This window comes from uncultured Anaerobiospirillum sp. (assembly GCF_902485895.1).
Lineage (GTDB): Bacteria > Pseudomonadota > Gammaproteobacteria > Enterobacterales > Succinivibrionaceae > Anaerobiospirillum > Anaerobiospirillum succiniciproducens.
The window spans coordinates 1-17,932 of record NZ_CABTML010000011.1 but is presented as its reverse complement, the minus strand read 5'-3'; the positions used below and the strand labels follow the sequence as shown (position 1 = coordinate 17,932).

Annotated in this window: 9 protein-coding genes; 5 read left to right on the top strand and 4 right to left on the bottom strand. The window is 44.5% G+C overall.

All coding sequences use genetic code 11. From position 1 onward, the window contains the following. Positions 1-414: 414 nt before the first annotated feature. The gene (gene glmU / locus RDO37_RS01040; protein ID WP_303075212.1) at positions 415-1,809 is read right to left on the bottom strand and encodes a bifunctional UDP-N-acetylglucosamine diphosphorylase/glucosamine-1-phosphate N-acetyltransferase GlmU; all 1,395 of its coding nucleotides are present in this window, start codon (positions 1,807-1,809) and stop codon (positions 415-417) included. A 179-nt stretch (positions 1,810-1,988) separates the two neighbouring features. Continuing rightward, the gene (gene lgt / locus RDO37_RS01035; protein WP_308497817.1) at positions 1,989-2,777 is read right to left on the bottom strand and encodes a prolipoprotein diacylglyceryl transferase; all 789 of its coding nucleotides are present in this window, start codon (positions 2,775-2,777) and stop codon (positions 1,989-1,991) included. A gap of 906 nt (positions 2,778-3,683) precedes the next feature. On the opposite strand from lgt, the gene RDO37_RS01030 reads away from it, so the two are divergent. The 4 genes from RDO37_RS01030 (at position 3,684) to RDO37_RS01015 (ending at position 10,576) form a co-directional block, all read left to right on the top strand. Next, entirely contained in the window at positions 3,684-8,441 is a 4,758-nt protein-coding gene (locus RDO37_RS01030) for a hypothetical protein (RefSeq protein ID WP_308497816.1), read from the top strand. A gap of 129 nt (positions 8,442-8,570) precedes the next feature. Next, the gene (locus RDO37_RS01025; protein WP_308497815.1) at positions 8,571-9,605 is read left to right on the top strand and encodes a 4'-phosphopantetheinyl transferase superfamily protein; all 1,035 of its coding nucleotides are present in this window, start codon (positions 8,571-8,573) and stop codon (positions 9,603-9,605) included. 279 nt (positions 9,606-9,884) lie between these two features. Continuing rightward, on the top strand, positions 9,885-10,304 hold the full coding sequence (locus RDO37_RS01020; protein WP_308497814.1) for a hypothetical protein: 420 nt from the start codon (positions 9,885-9,887) through the stop codon (positions 10,302-10,304). Positions 10,305-10,390: 86 nt separating this feature from the next. Further along, positions 10,391-10,576 carry a hypothetical protein gene (locus tag RDO37_RS01015; protein WP_308497813.1) on the top strand — a complete coding sequence of 62 codons (186 nt, stop codon included), beginning with the start codon at positions 10,391-10,393 and terminating at the stop codon, positions 10,574-10,576. Here the strand turns inward: RDO37_RS01015 and dnaE are convergent. Then, entirely contained in the window at positions 10,573-14,577 is a 4,005-nt protein-coding gene (gene dnaE / locus RDO37_RS01010; RefSeq protein WP_308497812.1) for a DNA polymerase III subunit alpha, read from the bottom strand. The two genes, RDO37_RS01015 and dnaE, sit on opposite strands and share 4 nt — an antisense overlap. A gap of 444 nt (positions 14,578-15,021) precedes the next feature. Between dnaE and RDO37_RS01005 the strand changes: the two genes are divergently transcribed. After that, the gene (locus RDO37_RS01005; RefSeq protein ID WP_308497811.1) at positions 15,022-15,918 is read left to right on the top strand and encodes an alpha/beta hydrolase; all 897 of its coding nucleotides are present in this window, start codon (positions 15,022-15,024) and stop codon (positions 15,916-15,918) included. Between the two features lie 382 nt (positions 15,919-16,300). Here RDO37_RS01005 and RDO37_RS01000 read toward each other — a convergent pair. After that, positions 16,301-17,932, bottom strand: a 1,632-nt coding sequence (locus RDO37_RS01000; RefSeq protein WP_308497810.1) for a transposase, incomplete at its 5' end; no start/stop codon positions are given.

Sequence of the window (17,932 nt, the reverse complement as noted above, 5' to 3'; positions counted from 1 at the left end):
GGTAATGACAGCGATCTTGATAAAACAACCCATGCTAGACTTTATATAAGCCTAGCCCCGCAAATAGCTATAGCGTCCACTCTATGGAAAAATCGCTCACTACAACAGATCTCGCCATATAGAATTAGACTATATTTGCATGATGATGTGACAACCAAACACATCATATTGGCTTTGAGATCTTAAAAGTGAAAGCTAAATTGCGCATTATTCTAGCAAAATTTGGGATCGGGCACACAGTTTGCCCTGTTGTTGGGCCCAAATACAACTAGCGGTGCTCAAACTCCTATCTATATAAGAGGCACAAATGTTTAGACTCTATCAGAGGGCTGGTTTGTGTTGTGCCCAAGGCAAAACGGCCCCACTAAGTGAGGCCGCTTGCTATGGCATAAAGATCTGTGTCGATGTGACTGATTAAGCCTTAGGTTTTTTGGTTGGACGCTTGTAATTGTCCTTAGTAAGACCCTTTGCGCGAGTGATATACAGTGCGTTGGCAGCTACAGTCTTAGTTACGGTGGTACCTGCTCCGATAGTTGCGCCATCCTCAACAGTAACCGGGGCAACTAACTGTGTATCTGAGCCAATGAAGACATCCTTGCCGATGACAGTGCGATGCTTATTAGCGCCATCATAATTGCAGGTAATAGTACCGGCACCGATGTTAGTGCCAGAGCCGATATCGCTATCACCAATATAAGTAAGGTGGCCAGATTTAGTGCCAACCCCAATATGGCTATTCTTTACTTCAACGAAGTTACCAATGTGCACCTCATCTTCAAGCACATTGCCTGGACGCAGACGTGCAAATGGTCCAATGGTAGTGTGCACCTTCATCTCAGACTTTTCTAAGATGGAGTATGGAGAGATCTCAGAGCGATCGCCAATGGTTACATCCTTAAGTACACAGCCAGTACCGATAATTACGTTATCGCCGAGCACCACCTTGCCCATAATGATAACGTTGGTATCGATAAAGCAGTCTTTACCAAAGCTCAGAGTGCCGCGCAGATCAAAACGTTCAGGATCAGCTAAAGTAAGGCCTTCAGTCATTAAACGAGTGGCTTGTTGCTTTTGGTAGATACGCTCAACTGCAGATAACTGTACCTTGTTATTGACGCCTTCGAGCAGCATGGTGTTGTGAGGCTGAGCCTCAACAGGGCTTACGGTACGGCCATCCTTAACTAAGAGCTCAATGAGATCGGTAAGGTAGTACTCACCTTGAGCATTGTTGTTGGAGATTTTTGGCAAATACTCATTTAATACTGCAGCTGATGCGGCGATCATGCCGGTGTTAATTTCGCGAACTGCCTTTTGCTCTTCGCTAGCGTCCTTTTCTTCAACGATGCAACGAATGCTGCCCTTTGAGTCACGGATGATGCGACCGTAGCCAAAAGGATTCTTTGGTCGTGAGGTCAGCAAAGTCATAGCAGAGCTGCTAAGACCTGAGAGCAAACGCTCAAGCTCGCTCTTTGGAGTTAATGGAGTATCCCCATAAAGAACAATCACATCTGAGGATGCATCGACACAAGGAATGGCCTGAGATACTGCATGGGCGGTACCTAATTGCTCTTTTTGGTAGCACACATTAATGAGTGAGTGGCAAGCACCCTCAAGGCTTTGTAAGGCTTGTTCCACTTGCTCGCCCTTGTGACCAAGTACTACATGAATCTTGGATGGGCTAAGCTCACTAGCGGTCTTAATGACATGAAAGAGCATCGGCTCATCAGCAACCTTATGCAACACCTTTGGTAAATCAGAGTGCATGCGTTTGCCCATACCTGCGGCAAGGACGATAACTTCAAGAGCCATATACTCTCCTTAATATAAACAAAATGATTCATCTGATGGACACACACACAAAGTCCATCAGGGTGTATCCCATAATGCTAAAACTTTAATGAATAAGTTAATAATCTAACTTTCCAAAATACAAGTGCTAGCAAAGATGGTTTCATCCACGAAAAGAATTTTTAAAAATTATCTTAACGCTATTTGGCGTTCTTCTTATAGCGGTACCAAACAAAGATTATCAAAGCTAGTGCTGCAATGATGAATGGATAACTAAGCAGCTGTCCTACGTTCATGCCTACATTGGTTTGATAATCTGCCTGCTCGATCTTAAATGGCTCAATGATGACACGAGCAGTGAAGATCATAAGAAGCATTAAGCCCAAGATGAAACCATCAGGGCGCTTTTTCATCGCAAAGTACACTAAGGTAAGCACGATGAAAGTGGCAAAGTAAGCACAAGCTTCATAGAGCATAGCAGGGTGGCGGGCAAAGTCTTCGCCCAAACGGGCAAATACAACGCCAAACGCACTATCTGTTGGGGTTCCAAGAATTTCAGAGTTCATAAAGTTGCCTAAGCGAATGAAGCAACAGACGAGCGCAATTGGGATGCTGAGCATATCGGCAAGCTCTAAGAAACGGTACTTCTTGGAGCGCCAAATAAAGATGGAGTAAGCGACAATCACGCCTACAGTACCACCGTGGCTTGCAAGTCCGCCATTCCAGATTTTAAGGATCTCAATTGGATTGGACAGGTAGAAGTCTGGTTCGTAAATAAGACAATGACCAAGACGAGCGCCGATGATGGTGCCAGCAAAGATATACACGAGCAGCTTGTCTAAGTCTTCAGTGTTGTACTTAAGGCGCTTAAACATAGCCTGCATGATGAAGTAGCCAATCACAAAGCCAGAGGCAAAGAACAATCCGTACCAACGCAAGGTTAGTGGACCTATGGTAAAAGCAATTGGATCTCCGTCCCAAACAAACATAGTACATTCTCTAATGTTGGAAAATTATTGCCACGGCTATGGTGCTTTTAGGCAGATTACATATCGAAAACGATCAACTATCGTAATACTGCCAATGAAATGTTCATCCGCAGTCATGGATTACTCAAAAAGCAAAGTTATCGTAGCCAAGAACAAAAATGTTCGTATAGGCATATATTTATCGTATTTCTTGGTATTAGCTTGATTGCTAATCTTCATCGTGCCCTATTATGGGGCTTGAAAATTTTGCATTAGTCGCTACATACCTTGAGTAACTTGAGTCTTAGTTTCGACATTATGAAAAATAGTATTTTCTGTGTAACGTTCAACATAATCAAGTACTTAGTCATGTTCTGTATTGGGGAGTAGTCTCTTACCAAAAGCAGCTTACGAGTTGCTCGTGTAAAATAGCCGAAAAGCCTTTATCTATGCTAAGAAAATAAGGTTAGAGAGGCTTTAAATTGAGGTTAGTTTTGTAAGAATAGTTTGGCAAATAAGTCGCCGCCACAAAATAGTGCGAAGACGTCGCACATGAGAATAATAAGACAACATGGCTCTTTGAGGCGTGCATTGCAGTTTGCGCGTATAGACTTTGATATAATCGAGTAGAGCTATGTGCGTTATAAGATTATGTTCTTTGGTGCATGCGCTTATGCACCGAATTAGGGCCTGTTAAGGCCATTCAATCATCCTTGCGCTGTGCTGTTAGTGAGATAGCACTTTATCGGCTTAGTTTGCCTGTAAGTGCCAAATACAAGTTCATAACAAAGGTGTTATGTACGTGTATAAGGAACTATCCACTTAAGCTTTGAGTGCTAATCCACTCAATTATCAGTCCTTGGATGGGCACATTCTTAAATAAGACGACCTAGTTAACAGCCTGTTTATCTATTCTTTAAGTGCTCCATGATTGATCTAGTTTCCTCGGTAGATGCCCTGTTTTCGTATATGGGCGCAACCATATTCGCTTTAGGCCTTATTTTCTGCCTAATTCCCCGTACTTTTAGGTTCGGTATCTTTGCTATGCTCGCAGGTGATGTACCGCTAGCATTAGCTATTGCATTTCCGAGGAAGATAATTGAGTTCTTGCTCTCGCAAGGCATTACTCCTGAGCAATTCCCTGATCCTGATTCTGGTCATATCTACGGTATCGTAGGTGGTGTGGCCTTTGTCGCTTTTCTATTCTTAATGCGCGCCTTGCTCTTAAAGCTCTTTAAGAGAAGCGCAGAAGATGATGATGCACCAGTACTCCCTGTAGAGGACTCGTTCTTAGATGAGGAGCAGGACGATTTAGATCTCGCAGGCAAGGGAGCACGCAATCAAAAAGCCTCAGGCAAGAAAGGCAATAAGAGAGCTAGCTCAAGACATTTAAGCGCTGATGATGTTCCTCTGAGCCTTGATGGTGCAGACAGCGCATTCAAGCCATTAAAAGAAAATAATAGCTATCCAGAGCCACGCACTAATGCTAACGGAGATAGCACTAGTGCAGCTAACAGCTTTGGTAACGCCGCGCTGCAGGGTTTAAGTGCCGATGATGGCCCTGACTTTAGTAACGATTTCTTAGCTGCAACTGCACGTAAGGAAACTCAAGCTAAAGCATCTGATGCTAATACTCCTTCTAAAGAGGCCTTAGCTGACCGTATGAGTCGTCTGAGCTCTCTTGCTATGTCTGTTGCACAAGAGCAGGAGCAAAAACAGTCCGCATCAGATACAAACAATAAAGATAATGCCTCATCACCATGGTCTGGCTTAATGGCTAAGATTGATGCGGCTAATGCTCAAGGTCAAGCAGCACAGCCTCAAAGCGCCCAAGAGAATGTAGGTAATGAGCTTGCTCAGGTTCCTCTTACAGGTCGCAAGGTAGGACAGTTACTTGATGTAATTGATAATGATGATGCTGAAGCTGTAGCTGATCTGCAAAAGAGTTATAACAAGAAAACTACTGAGGATACTGCTAGTTCATCAGCAGGTTTTGCTGATATCTTAAACTCAGCTACTGCTCGTCAAAGCCGTATTGAGCATGAGAACCAAGATGAGCTTGACTCTCACAACCTCACTGATACTTTAGGTCAACAAGCCGAGGATCTCAATGACGATCGTTATGAGTCAGCTCCTAAGGATCAAGAGCAATCTCCAGTTTATCCAAACTTCAAGCGCAAGACTGTAGCTGAGGTATTAGCCTCATTAGAGTCAGAAGATGTGCCTGATGAACACGATGAGCTTAAGGTAGACGGCACTCATAGTGCAGCTACAGACTTTGACCGTCAGGCTATCGATGCCAAGATTGCAGAGACTAGTGAGGTAAGCAATGAAAGCGAGCCTTATCAGTCAAGCTCTGCAAATAAAGCTGATGCAAGTGAGAATCAGGATGGCGCTGCTGATGGCTTAAACCTTGACTCCTTAAACTTCAGTTTCTCTATTTACAATCACAACTTAAGAGAAAAGCACTCTGAAGATGCAGACAAGAGTGTATCCGAGTCTGAGGAAAAGTCTTCTCAGGCCCCTTCAAGTATTGCTAAGCAGGCAACCTTAGCCGCTGCTCAAGAAGGTGGTGAGGAGCTTCCTGAGCTGAACTTAGATGGCATGTCTCCAGGCTCTGAAGATGTCTTAAGTGAAGAAATTAGCGCAGAGTTAGAAAAACAAGATAAGGAACACGACATTCTTGAAAAGAGTGATCGTGCTGCTGAGGCGTTAAACCACGTCTCCTTGCTCGAGGGTGACTTTGAGAACGAGGCCTCCCGTTTCTACGAGTACAACACTACTCGTGTCGACTCTGCTCAAGAAGAGGCTAAGTCTCTTGAAGAGCGCATGCGTCGTGGTATTCAAGAGAAGTTTGGTATCGATGGCAGCACCATTTCACCTGCTTTAGCTAATGACCCTGGCATGATCTCTGACCTTGAGAGACAGCAAAAGGTCATGGAGGCTCTTAATAAACTTAAGAACCTCAATGCCGCTAAGCAGGCCAATAAGGAACAAGAAGTTGTCAAGGCAGATGCCGCCACAAGCACTGATACCCCTGCAAGCACTGATACAGCTGCACGCACAGATACATCCGCTAAGGCAGAGTTTGCTAGCAAGGCCGCATCTGATAATGCTCAAGAGCCTAAGAGCGATAGCCAAAATCCTAGTGCTCCGGTAGCCTCCGATCTTAAGGCCATGGTTGCAGCAGCTAAGGCCGCCGCAGCCGCATCAGATGATGTTCAAGAGCCTAAGAGCGATAGCCAAAAGCCAAGCGCTCCGGCAGTATCTGATCTTAAAGCCATGGTAGCAGCAGCTAAGGCCGCCGCAGCCGCAGCTGATGAAAAGGCTGATGATCAGGCTGACGATAAATCTCAAGCTACTGCAGCTCAGATGGCTAAAGATAGTGTTTCTGAGGATAAGACTAAGGAGCTTAAGTCTCAGAGTGCGCCTTTAGCTGCATCAACAGCTGCTGCGCTGACCCCTGCACAGATGGTAGCTCAGGCTAAGCTTGCTGCTTTAAGAGCATCCTCAGCTACTAAGCCAAAGCCAAAGAAGATTTTTGCAACCTTAAATGAGGGTGGTGAGACTCGTGTTAAGGGCCCACGTACCGCAGCAGAAGCTTTAAAGATGGCATTTGCTAATGCTGGCTCTGAGGGCCGTGGTCTCTTGCAAAATGCCTATAAGCATCACAAAGAGTTTAAGCCTTTAAATGCTCCAGCTGAAGGTGGCGTAGCAGCAAGTATCAAGGCAGAAGTTGCTAAAGCTAAAGCTGCAGCTGCTGGTGCTGATCTTAATGCTATGGATTTAGCTGAGGATATTGCAGCTATGGCTGCTGCCGCCGCTGCTTTGCCAGGTAGTGAAGATTTCAATACCGATGAGATGCTGGCAGCTGTCGAAAGTATCGATACTAGTGGCTCCTTTGCTGATGGCTTTAATGCTAGTGATTTTGATGCTTCAACTCTCGATAGCATCGGCTCAGATGGCTTTGACTCTCAGGCAGCTGTTGCAGAGGCAAAAGAGGCGGTGGATGCTATTGCAGCTAGCGTAGCCGATGATACTGGCTTTGTGGGCGATGAATTTGATGCTGCACACAGTGGCATTAGCAAGCCTGTTTCAACATCCACTAAGTCCGAGCGTATGCAAGATATGCTTGCCAAAGCTAGAGAGCGAGCTGCCAAGGTTGCAGCTATGCGTTCTGCTGACTTAGCTAAGAAGGGCGCTTCCCCTGATGTTGCTGCTGCAGTTGTAGCAGCAGCTAGTGAAGCTGCGACCAACGAGTTTAATGTAGTTACTCCTGTTCTTCCTCATGAGGATGAAGAGGATCCAGCTGATTTGGCCGCTAGCATCAGAGCCGCTGTAAATACTGCTAAGGCTACAGCTGCTGCTAATACCCGTAAGGATGTTCCTGAAGATGACGAGTGGTCATTCCCGGTAGCTGATAATGAAGAGCCTTTACGTCGAATTTCATCAATAAATCCAGGCAATGATCCAAAGGTTAAGGCTGCACGTGCTAATGCTATGGCACGCATTGCTAAAGCTCGCCAAGCTGCTCAGGAGCGTTCAGCTGCCGCAGCTGTGGCTGCTGCCTGGAAGAAAGATAAGGGCAGTATCGTTTCAAAGCATGGTGTGGCTAATAAGGCTGCAGCAGCATTACAGTCACGTACTGCAAGCTCCTTAGTTGCTAATGCAATTAAAGAGCGTACCGGCGTAGTAGTTCCACAGAAGATGATCAGAACTGTTCCTGATTCTCTGCCTACTGCCATTCGTACTCCTAAGTCATTTGCCGCAGGTGCTGCTCGCATTAATCGTTTAGAAAACGTTAAGAAAGCTGCATCAGCCGCTGGTCGTCAGATTCCAAATACCGAGCGTAAGGTAGCTACACCACGACAGGTCCTCAAGAGCGATGCTGTGACTAAGGTCGATGTAAAGCCTCAGTCTCGCGCTGTGACCTCTGATGTTAAGAGCGCTTTAGAGGCTGCACGTGCATTTGCTAAGTCTCGTGATGATGCTAAAAAGCAGCTTAGCAATGCATCTAATCCAGATGAGGTTAAGATTGCACTTGAGGCGGCTCGTAGCGCTGCAAGAAATCGCGCTCGTGAGGCTGCAAAGGCTAGAGCTACTATTGCAGCTCATGCGAGCAAGAAAGTTGAGGTACCTGATGTAGAGCGTACTGAGCCATCTGAGGCTGTTAGCTCTTCACTTGAGGCAGCACGTAATGCCGCTCGTGCAGTATTAGCTCGTGCCGATCGCTCCAAGTCAGGCGTAGTTCCACCTCACTCAGAGGATGTGGATGTTAACGCTATTAATGATGAGGCTAAGCTTAAGAGCGATATGGCTCCAAAGAGTGATATGTCGATTGCTCGCCTGACTAAGGCCGTGGCATCAGCATCTAATGCTTCAGCTCAAAAGCGACCTGTTGCCGCAGCTAGCGCCTCAGTTGGTGCCACAGCTAGTGCAGCAGCCCCATCTGCAAGCCCTGCAGCTCCTGCTAGTGTAGTAACCGCAAGTGCTACAGCAGCTACAAGCGCTGCAACATTAGATAGCGATGAGCCAAAGCGTCGTGTTCACTCTCTCAAAGGCCGCAGCCGCAGCAAGGCTGATGATACTCAAGCTATCGTTGAGGAGGCTGCAAGCTTAAAGAAGCGTAAGGTCGCATCTTTAAAGCGCACCATACGTCGCTCTAGTGCAGATACTCAAGAGTAGTATTAACTAAACATTCATTATGTCTCCCCTTATCTTTAGTTGTTTAAAGGTAGCGGGGAGGCAATGTTTGAGGCCGCTTAGCGGCCTTAGTTATTTTTATCGTTACGCAATGATGAGGATCTAGCATAGATGAAGCAAACGCAACTAAAGATTGCTTATGTCAGTCCAGCTAGTCCTTGCATACAAAGATTAGTGGCAAAAGATGAGCTCTTATTAAACTCTGCATCCTCATTTAAACCACTACGTCGTAAAACCTATCTATCAGGGCGCGGCTTACTCAAACTCGCATTAGTTGAGCAAGGACTGTTAGATATAAATGCTCCTCTACCGCCGCTTAAGCTTGGCCCAAGTGGTAAGCCATTTATTGGCACTTTAAGTAAGAGCATCAATGAGGTTCACTTTAATCTTAGCCACTCTATAGATTTAATTGCCCTATCTACAGGAAGCAAAGAGCAGGGGATCGATCTTGAGGTGGCTAATATTAAACGCTTACGTAAGCCATTAGTTGAGCGTGTCCTAAGCGATAAAGAGCTTGATTATTATTTGAAGCTTGAGAGCGACGCAGATAAAGCCTTGTTTTTTACGCAACAATGGACCTTAAGAGAGGCTCTAATTAAGCTTACGGGGCTAAGCATCTTTAAGATGGATGTATTGAGTATTGATCCGTACGAACACACCATTGTCTCAAGTGAGGTTCCAAAGGGCGTGGTCTACTGCTTCAAGTTACCAAAGGCGGCAGGAAGTTCAAAGCGCGTGCTTAGCAAAGCCATGCACGATAGCCACCCATCAAGTTCAAAGTGCGTGCTTAGCAAAGCTATGCACGATAGTCACCCATCAAGTGTTACTGTAGATGCTAATTGTGGCCTTGATGAGCAATTAGAGATTAATCTTAACGAGCCACTTGATGCGATGGTATCAGTATTTGTGCATCAAAAGGACATTGAGGAGTGCCAAAAGGCCAGGATAGCGCCAGTTTTAATTAGTATGCAGCAAGAACTTGCCACCTCATTAGGTCTTTTAATGGATCATGATGGAGCACAAGAAGCTGCCCTAAATGGTGCGACTATCCATAATGAGTCTATGTTGTATGACCACACAGACTTTATCCCATGCGCTCTTGCGGTTTATAACGCGTTTACAGTTAATTGCAGCCCTGATTCATAAGGCATCCATACATTATGTATGGATGCGGCGTGTTATAATAATGTGTGGGAATACTACTGTCACGCCTTTTGCTTTAAAGTGTAAGAATCATTAACCAGTTTGTTTTATGTCAACTTGGTAATGAATTGATTTTGAAGCTGAGTGCCTCAGTGGATATTGGGTAAGTTGCGAGCTATGCCTATTGGCTTTGTAATTTTATTAACGGATCTCTTTATTATTGGATCTGTTCAAAAGGTTTAAGATTTTATTGCCAGCTGCGAAAAGCAAAGGAGAAGGAAAGTGACCTGGTTCAGATATCTGGCGTTTGTCGGTGCTGTATGCATGCTTGTTGCTGTTACTCCAGGTTCAGCAACCCTTGATTTCCTATGCCGTATAGGCGGTGCTTTCGTGCTTATGTTTGGCTGCTGCTACTTCCTGTTGCGCGAAAACGAGATCCTATACGGCTCTGTATGCGTAGTTTTGGCCGTATTAGTACAGCCATTCTATTCACTGCCTTACTCTAATGGTATGTGGATGCTGCTATCTTTATTTGCAGGCATTTATTTATGTCTTGCTGGTCTTTTATCTGCCAAGATTGAAAAGCAGCATGCTATGCAAAAGGCCAAGATTGATGCAGAAATGGAAATGTATCGTCGTAATGAAGAAAAACTGCGCAAGCAAAAAGAAGAAATGGCTAATAATCCACACGGCCATAAGTAAGAGCGCAAGCATAGTTTTATAACAAGCAACAAGCCCTGTCAGAGCAATCTGTCAGGGCTTGTTGCTTATTGGGCGGAGACAAGTACATGATCTTTTGGGACAAGAAAAGTGCCAACCCTAGCTCGGCAGGAAAAGTACATGATCTTGCTGGACAGGAAAAGTCCATGAGTTTGTTGGACAAGAAAAGTGCCAACCCTAGCTCGGCAGGAAAAGTCCATGAGTTTGTTGGATTCTTAAGGTTGGCACTTTTCTTTAGAGCAATTAGCAGCTAAGAGTTGGTGTAGCTAATTTGCACCGCATGAGGTCCTGCAAGATCTCGAATACTTTCGATAAGATCGTCGCTAGGAATAAAGCGCAAGTTATCGTTATTGAGATTGATGCGTACATCATCAAGCATGATGCTCAAAGAGCAGCCCTCATCAACAAAAACATCCTCATTTTCATTGTCATAGCGGCCTGAAGAGCGTCGATTGTTATCTGCATATTGAGGTGGCAGTGCTTGTGGCGGAGGTAGACCAGGCAGATTAGTGCGATTTGGTAATCCTGCTTTAGCTAAAGCGCTCTTAATATCACTTACCTTGACGGCATTGCGCATTAAGGTGGTGTTGATGAACTCATGGTGCTCTTCGTAGAAGTCCTTTTTGAAGCATAAGGTGATATTACGGGCACTCTTACGACGGATGAGATCCATAGTCTCAATACCACGGCAGCGATAGCGCAGACCGTCAGGTGAGTTATAGCAAGACACCTTCAAGATTAAGATTAAAGGTGCATCGCATAAGAGACTTTCGTCCGTATCAGCAGGCATGCTATTAATGCGCTGATCATGGCTATTAGCACGCTCTTCTAAAATCTTAGTTAAGGTTTCAGCTTGGTTTTGGAAAAGCTGCAGTGACAGCTGAGAGGTCGCATCATCTAAAGTAATAGAGTAGAACTTTTTGCCACTATTCTTAGACACATTGCTATCGCAACTAATGACGACACCACAGACGGTATCAACTGAAGGCCTATCTTGTGAGCCTGGACGAATATGTCCTAAAGATGTGGTGCAATAGCTTCTAAGCTCATCGATATAGCCGTTAATCGGATGACCTGAAACATATAAACCGAGCTTGGCCTTCTCTTGAGATAAGGTGTATTTCTCTGGCCACTCATGGCACTGTTCAAACTCTGGTGTATCGTCGATATCATCCATCATGGCAAACAAGCCAGTTTGACCTGTTTCTTTTTCATCTTTCTTTTGTGTTGCGTAGGTAATAGCGCGTGTAATCGATGCAAACTTCTGTGCACGGCTACCCTCAAAACAATCTAAAGCACCACTGAAGATAAAGGCTTCCATGCTCTTCTTATTGAGACGCTGACTACCAATGCGGGCAACAAAGTCAAAGTAATCGTTGAATGGACCATTCTCATTACGATCGTGAACGATTTGATTAACTAAGTCTTCACCAATGCCATTGATCGCGCCCAGGCCGTAAATAACAGAACCATCTTCATCTACAGTAAAGTCAAAACGACCTACGTTAACGCTTGGTGGATTTACGGTGATGTTAAGGCGTTTACATTCGGCAATATATGACACCAGCTTAACGGTATTAGTACGGTCAGCTGTCATCATGGCTGCAAGGAATTCAGCTGGATAGTGTACTTTTAAGTACAGTGTCCACCAGGCCACAAGAGCATATGCAGCTGAGTGAGACTTGTTAAAGCCGTACTCAGCAAACTTCTGTACCTGATCGAAGATCTTCATGGCGATTTCGGTATCTTTACCGTTCTTCGCTGCACCTTTTTTGAATACTTCGCGCTGGCTTTCCATTTCAGCAGGATTCTTCTTACCCATCGCACGACGCAGAATATCTGCACCGCCCAATGAGTATCCAGCAAGCACCTGAGCAAGCTGCATAACCTGCTCTTGGTACACGATAACGCCATAGGTTGAGTCAAGAATTGGTTTTAGGTCGAGATCTTGGAAGTCAGGGGATGGGTAGCTTACTTCTTCCTCGCCATGTTTACGCTTAACAAAGTGCTCCACCATGCCTGATTGAATAGGGCCTGGTCGATACAGAGCCACCAGCGCAATCATGTCATCAAAACGGTCAGGACGCATCTGGCTAATCAGACGGCGCATACCATCAGATTCAAGCTGGAATACTGCAGTAGTCTCACCTTGCTGTAAAACCTCGAACGAGGCGTCATCATGGTAAGGGATCGACGCTACATCAACTAAAGGCTCACCTAAGCGTTTTTTGCGCTCATTAATCATATCGAGCGCGTCTTGAATGATGGTAAGCGTAGTCAGACCTAAGAAGTCGAACTTAACTAAGCCAGCGTGTTCAACGTCCTTTTTATCAAACTGAGTAATAGGCTGACCAAACGAGTCGAGCATTAATGGCGCGAACTCAGCAGTACGAGTAGGAGAGATAACCACACCTGCTGCGTGCTTACCGATCTGCTTAATCACACCCTCAAGGCGCATTGCATAGTGGATAAGATCAATACGCGCCTTGTCATCGTCGTTAACGGCATTGTTGTACAGGGCTAAGAAATCAGGTGCTGCAGGTTCAATTGGATTACCTTTCTTGTCAAAGCCCATGGCTGCCTTAAAGGATAGGCCAGGGGTTGCCGGCAGCATCTTAGCTACAGTGTCTACAGAGCCATAGGTCATGCCTAGAGCACGACCAACGTCTTTAATGGCTGCTTTTGGGGCCATAGTACCGAATGCAGCAATCTGAGATACCGCATTCTTACCGTAGGTAGTACGTACGTGTTCTAAAGTCTTTTCACGGTTACGCTGACAGAAGTCAACGTCAAAGTCAGGCATAGACACACGCTCTGGGTTTAAGAAACGCTCGAAGAGGAGGTCAAATGCCATTGGGTCAAAGTCGGTAATTTTTAGAGCATAGGCCACTAACGAACCACCACCAGAACCACGTCCTGGGCCTACTGGTACACCGTGGTCTTTGGACCACTGAATAAACTCCATCACGATGAGGAAGTAGCCCGGGAAGTCCATGTTGATGATAACGTTAAGCTCAACCTCTAAACGTTGCTCATACTCAGGACGCTTCTTTTCACGCTCTTGAGGATCTGGAAAGAGGAACTCAAGACGCTCATTTAAGCCCTCATAGGACTTTTGGCGTAGACATTCAGCAGGGGATAGATCACCTGTTGGATAGCGAGGCAGGCGTGGTACGTCGAGCTCTAACTCCACATTACAACGCTCGGCAATCATACGTGTATTAATGATGGCCTCAGGCAGGTCGTGGAACAGCTGACGCATTTGCTCAGGTGACTTTAGGTACTGCTCATGTGAGTACAGTCTTGCCATCTCAGCATTGTTATAAGTACATTTGTTCTGTACTGATACACGTACATCATGCACCATGTAGTCAGTCAGACCATCCTTACCAACGTCTTGATCTCCAAATAAGAAGCGAGTGTCATTAGTAGCAACTGGGGCAATACCGTATTGAGCACATAGATCTAATGCTAAGGTCTCAAAGTTTGCCTCACCTTCTCGATTGGTGCGAGTGATCTCAAAGCAAAAGCGATCTTTAAAGTGCTTTAGGTAGAATGCCACACGCTCATGAATCTTTTTCATATTGCGCTCAGCACCAAAAGCCGCAATATCGCCTCTAAAGCCATTGAGTAAAATCAAGCCATCAGAAAAACGAGCGAGCTCTTCAAGTTTGGTGTGCGCGTTATAGACACCGCCTGGTGAGTTAAGCCATGCCTCAGAGAGAATATCGTAGAGGTTTTGCTTACCAATACGGTCCATAGCCAAGATGGTGACATTGAAGGTGTATGGAGCAACACCTGGTTCAACCTCTTCTTCAACAATGAGGTCAGCACCCATAATTGGCTTGATGCCATTAGATAAACAGGTTGAGTAGAATTTGATATAGCCACATACATTAGTCCAGTCAGTTAAGGCTAAGGCTGGAATCTTAAGCTTAGTTGCCTGCTTTACAATTGCGCCCACACTTTCAAGACCATCCATGATGGAGTAGTCTGAGTGCAGATGCAGTGGGATGTAACTTAGCTGCTCTTCAGTATATGGATAATCAAGGCCACCAATCTCAACGCCGTTAGTATCCACGGCATTAGCGTCGTTCTCAACGTTAAAGACACTGTCTTTTGGGACTTTTGTACCCTTAGCGCGCAGTTCTTCTTCTTCTCCTACTTGAGTTGGTACACCAGCTCCTTGCTCATCGACAGCACTTTCGTTGTAGACGGCCTGAAGCAGTGAAAAACGTGCAACGCTATTAAACATGGCATCCCCGCAAAGACAAGATTATGAACGCATATATTATACTCGTTAACGGCCCTCGCCCGAGAGTAAGTGTGTTTTTGCTCATCAATGCCAATATACAAGCCATTCATGCCCAGTTTAGTAGTTATTATTCATAATGCTCCTGAATCCAGTGCACAATAGAGCTTCAAGCTGCCAAATAGAACCTCAAGAGCTCTCAGGTGGACAATAGTATTAAGTAGCCATCGATTTGTATGATGGCATTGTGCGTGTAACAAAGCGCAAGGGTAGTTGTGCTTTAGTGGCATTAGTAGGATCATACGTAGCATTGCAGTCTGCAGCTGATGTGTCTTGATGATCTCTTGGTTCAGCTGGTCCAAAGATATCTTAAGATACAGCTTAGAGTGCAGCGTGCGGTTAAGCTAAGCAATGAGCATGATCTTTTGCTGGTAAGGAGTTATTAAGATGGATGAGAAGACCGCCAAGGAACAAGAGCTTGGTTATATTGAGCAACGCAAGGTCATTAAGGTAAGCGTAAATAAGCAGTTACCTTGTGGCAAGGTACTTGAGATCATTAAGGCATCAGATGTTGCCCCTCATGATCTGATATCTGCACAGCCTTATCTCATCTTGATCTTCCCTGGTGGCGGATATGAGTTCACCTCTTATCGTGAGTCGCTCAATGTTGCCTTAGCCTTTGCCAAACGCGGAATTGATGCTGCTGTACTGCATTACACCACTGAAAACGGTAAGACTATCCTTGCATCGGGAAAAGGCTTGCTCTATAAGCCGCTACAGGAGGCGGCCGAGGCTATGATCGCTTTGCGTACAGACGAAGATCTTGGCTTTACAAAGCACAAGATTGTAGTGAGCGGTTATTCTGCAGGAGCTCATTTAGCAGCATCAGTATGCAATCTCTATAAGCATGAGGCTCTTAAAGAGCTTACTTATGAGGCACAAAAAGTACGCCCTGATGGTGCAGTGCTAGGTTATGGCGTCTTTGAGATCCAAACTAAGGGCCATACTTCTGATCTAGTGTTTGAAAATCTTTCAGGCTCTACTGATCCTACTAAATGGGAGCAATTTACTCTAACTGACAAAGTAAGCAGCGATACCCCGCCAAGCTTTATTTGGCATACTGCAGATGATGCTGTGGTTCCAGTAGAGAACTCCTTACACTATGCTCAAGCTATGTGGCAGCACGGTGGCATTGCTGAGCTTACCATATTCCCTCAAGGAATCCACGGCCTTGCAACTGCAACACCTGACGTAGAACCAGACAATAGCTTTAAGTATGCTGATCCTCATGTAGCCCCATGGGTAGATCAGGCTGTCGACTTTATTAAGACTTATGTATCTTAAGTCCATGAGTTTGCAGTCAACCAAGACATTTATCTTTAGGAAATTGAATGTCTAAGCAAAGTGCGTAGTATTTGATCGATATTTGGAAAGGGCATATATAAGCCATTTAAGCTATGATATATGCATGCATCTGCATGATCCGGACATGTAGTTTTTGTATTACGCTAACCACAAAAGTTAACGGTATACCGTATCATCTTTCAATTTCAATCGAAACCATTCAAAATCAAGGAATTTGTCTCGAGAACGCTGAAAAAAGACAATAGGATCCCTAACCAAAGGCTATAGCCTTTAGCCATCTAATATACATTGATTCTGTGTAGCTTGCTACATCGTAGGCCTGCGCTCTATACCTCGGTATAGGGCGTAGGCTTGTTTCTTTTTAGCTAGCCATCAACGTGTTCTTGAAGTCTAGAGGAGTAAGTCCCTCGTATGAAATAGCATCATATAGTGCTGTCAAAGGGTTGCTCGGATCGTACATGTCAACAGATTCTTTTTGCGCACCATCCTTGCCACGTTCGACTCCGACGAATTTTTTAGGAGTAGCGTGCCTCTTTAGCTGGATCTGTTTATCCGCGTCCCATAGCTCATTAGCTTTCTTTTCATGCTCTGCAATAAGTTCATGTGGCAAATTATTTATTCTTGTTTTGACGTTGTCTACAAGCCAATAAATGTAGTCTCTTAAGTTGACTCCACATATAACGCAGTTCTGCAGGATAGTCATTTGATTTGCAAAGCTGTGAAATCCGTCCATGCTCTTTAAGCTCAACCTACTATGTTTAGAAATAGCAGGGAATCTAAAAGCTCTTTCTATGTCGTTGTTTGTAAGCGGCACCATTGGATCGTTGATGAACTCAATAAGCTTATGACGTGCATTCATCCAGTATAAGCAGAACTCAGTCGCCTTGTTTTTAATTAGATTAGAGTAGAAACACTTCATGTTCTTGCTGATTCTAATGTTGTTTTTGGCGGCAATATAAACCTCGACCAATAAATTCAAGACGGTAACTAAGTGAGCGCTATGCTCTTTACGCACAGCATCAAGCTTACTAAAAAATTCCTCTGAATCATGTTCGTCACATGAGCGGACTACATATTCATCATTTACAAAGATTTGATTGATGATGTGGTAGATGCAAAGTAAAAGCACAGTATGTTTGTCAAGATTAACACTAGGCTTGCCCTTGCCTTTGCCCTCTATTGGCATGGCTAAATCTTGAAGTCTCTGAAAGAAGTCGTATGGGCTATCAGACTCTTCAAGTAATTTGTTGTATAACTTTAACACACCAAGTTCTTTCAAGAACTTATGTAAAGGTCTTCTACAATGAGCATAGCATTGAGCATGTTTTCTTTTTGTGCCGCCCATAGTTTGTATGCCTTTGTCATAGCAAGCATATGCATCTGTTATTATGTACTCTACATCGCTAGATAGATCATTGTAGTTAATAAATGATAGAAATGACTCTAGGTTTCTATGTGGATGAGCTTCAAAATAGACCATATGATTACTTGATAGTGACGCATTTCCCATACACCAGAGATATCCCTGCTTACAGATCACATTACCGTCAACCATAACATTTGCCAATCGTACTGGACTTTCATCCATACGTAGCACTTTGCTGTTATTTGAAACCTGGTGTTTAATCAGTTTACAAACACCTTCAAGATAGGCTCTAGAGAAAGATATAGATCTTACATTAAGGTGACCTCTAGATATAATTTGATCTACAGCGGTAGCAAGTGATGATGTCTTATGATAGCGAGAGGCACTGCAATAGAGCAGATGTGCTTCCAAAAGATCAGCCATCTGAGCAACATTGAAATGGCATCCTTTAAACAATGGCATCAGGGATGATATTGTGCGGTCAAAGGCTGCAGATCCAGATATTTTCAACACATGTGCCTGTTTTTTTATATCTGAAGCCCTGTGGTTGCATGCAGTGCTAAATCTATAGCTTCTCTGGTTATTGTTTTTAGCCGAATTAATTCTTATTGATTCATCTTCGCAATT

What these genes read in the sequence shown, in the direction of transcription:
- glmU (WP_303075212.1), bottom strand. Translation starts at nt 1,809, where the DNA reads ATGGCTCTTGAAGTTATCGTCCTTGCCGCAGGTATGGGCAAACGCATG.
- RDO37_RS01015 (WP_308497813.1), top strand. Translation starts at nt 10,391, where the DNA reads ATGATCTTTTGGGACAAGAAAAGTGCCAACCCTAGCTCGGCAGGAAAA.
- RDO37_RS01030 (WP_308497816.1), top strand. Translation starts at nt 3,684, where the DNA reads ATGATTGATCTAGTTTCCTCGGTAGATGCCCTGTTTTCGTATATGGGC.
- lgt (WP_308497817.1), bottom strand. Translation starts at nt 2,777, where the DNA reads ATGTTTGTTTGGGACGGAGATCCAATTGCTTTTACCATAGGTCCACTA.
- RDO37_RS01005 (WP_308497811.1), top strand. Translation starts at nt 15,022, where the DNA reads ATGGATGAGAAGACCGCCAAGGAACAAGAGCTTGGTTATATTGAGCAA.
- RDO37_RS01025 (WP_308497815.1), top strand. Translation starts at nt 8,571, where the DNA reads ATGAAGCAAACGCAACTAAAGATTGCTTATGTCAGTCCAGCTAGTCCT.
- dnaE (WP_308497812.1), bottom strand. Translation starts at nt 14,577, where the DNA reads ATGTTTAATAGCGTTGCACGTTTTTCACTGCTTCAGGCCGTCTACAAC.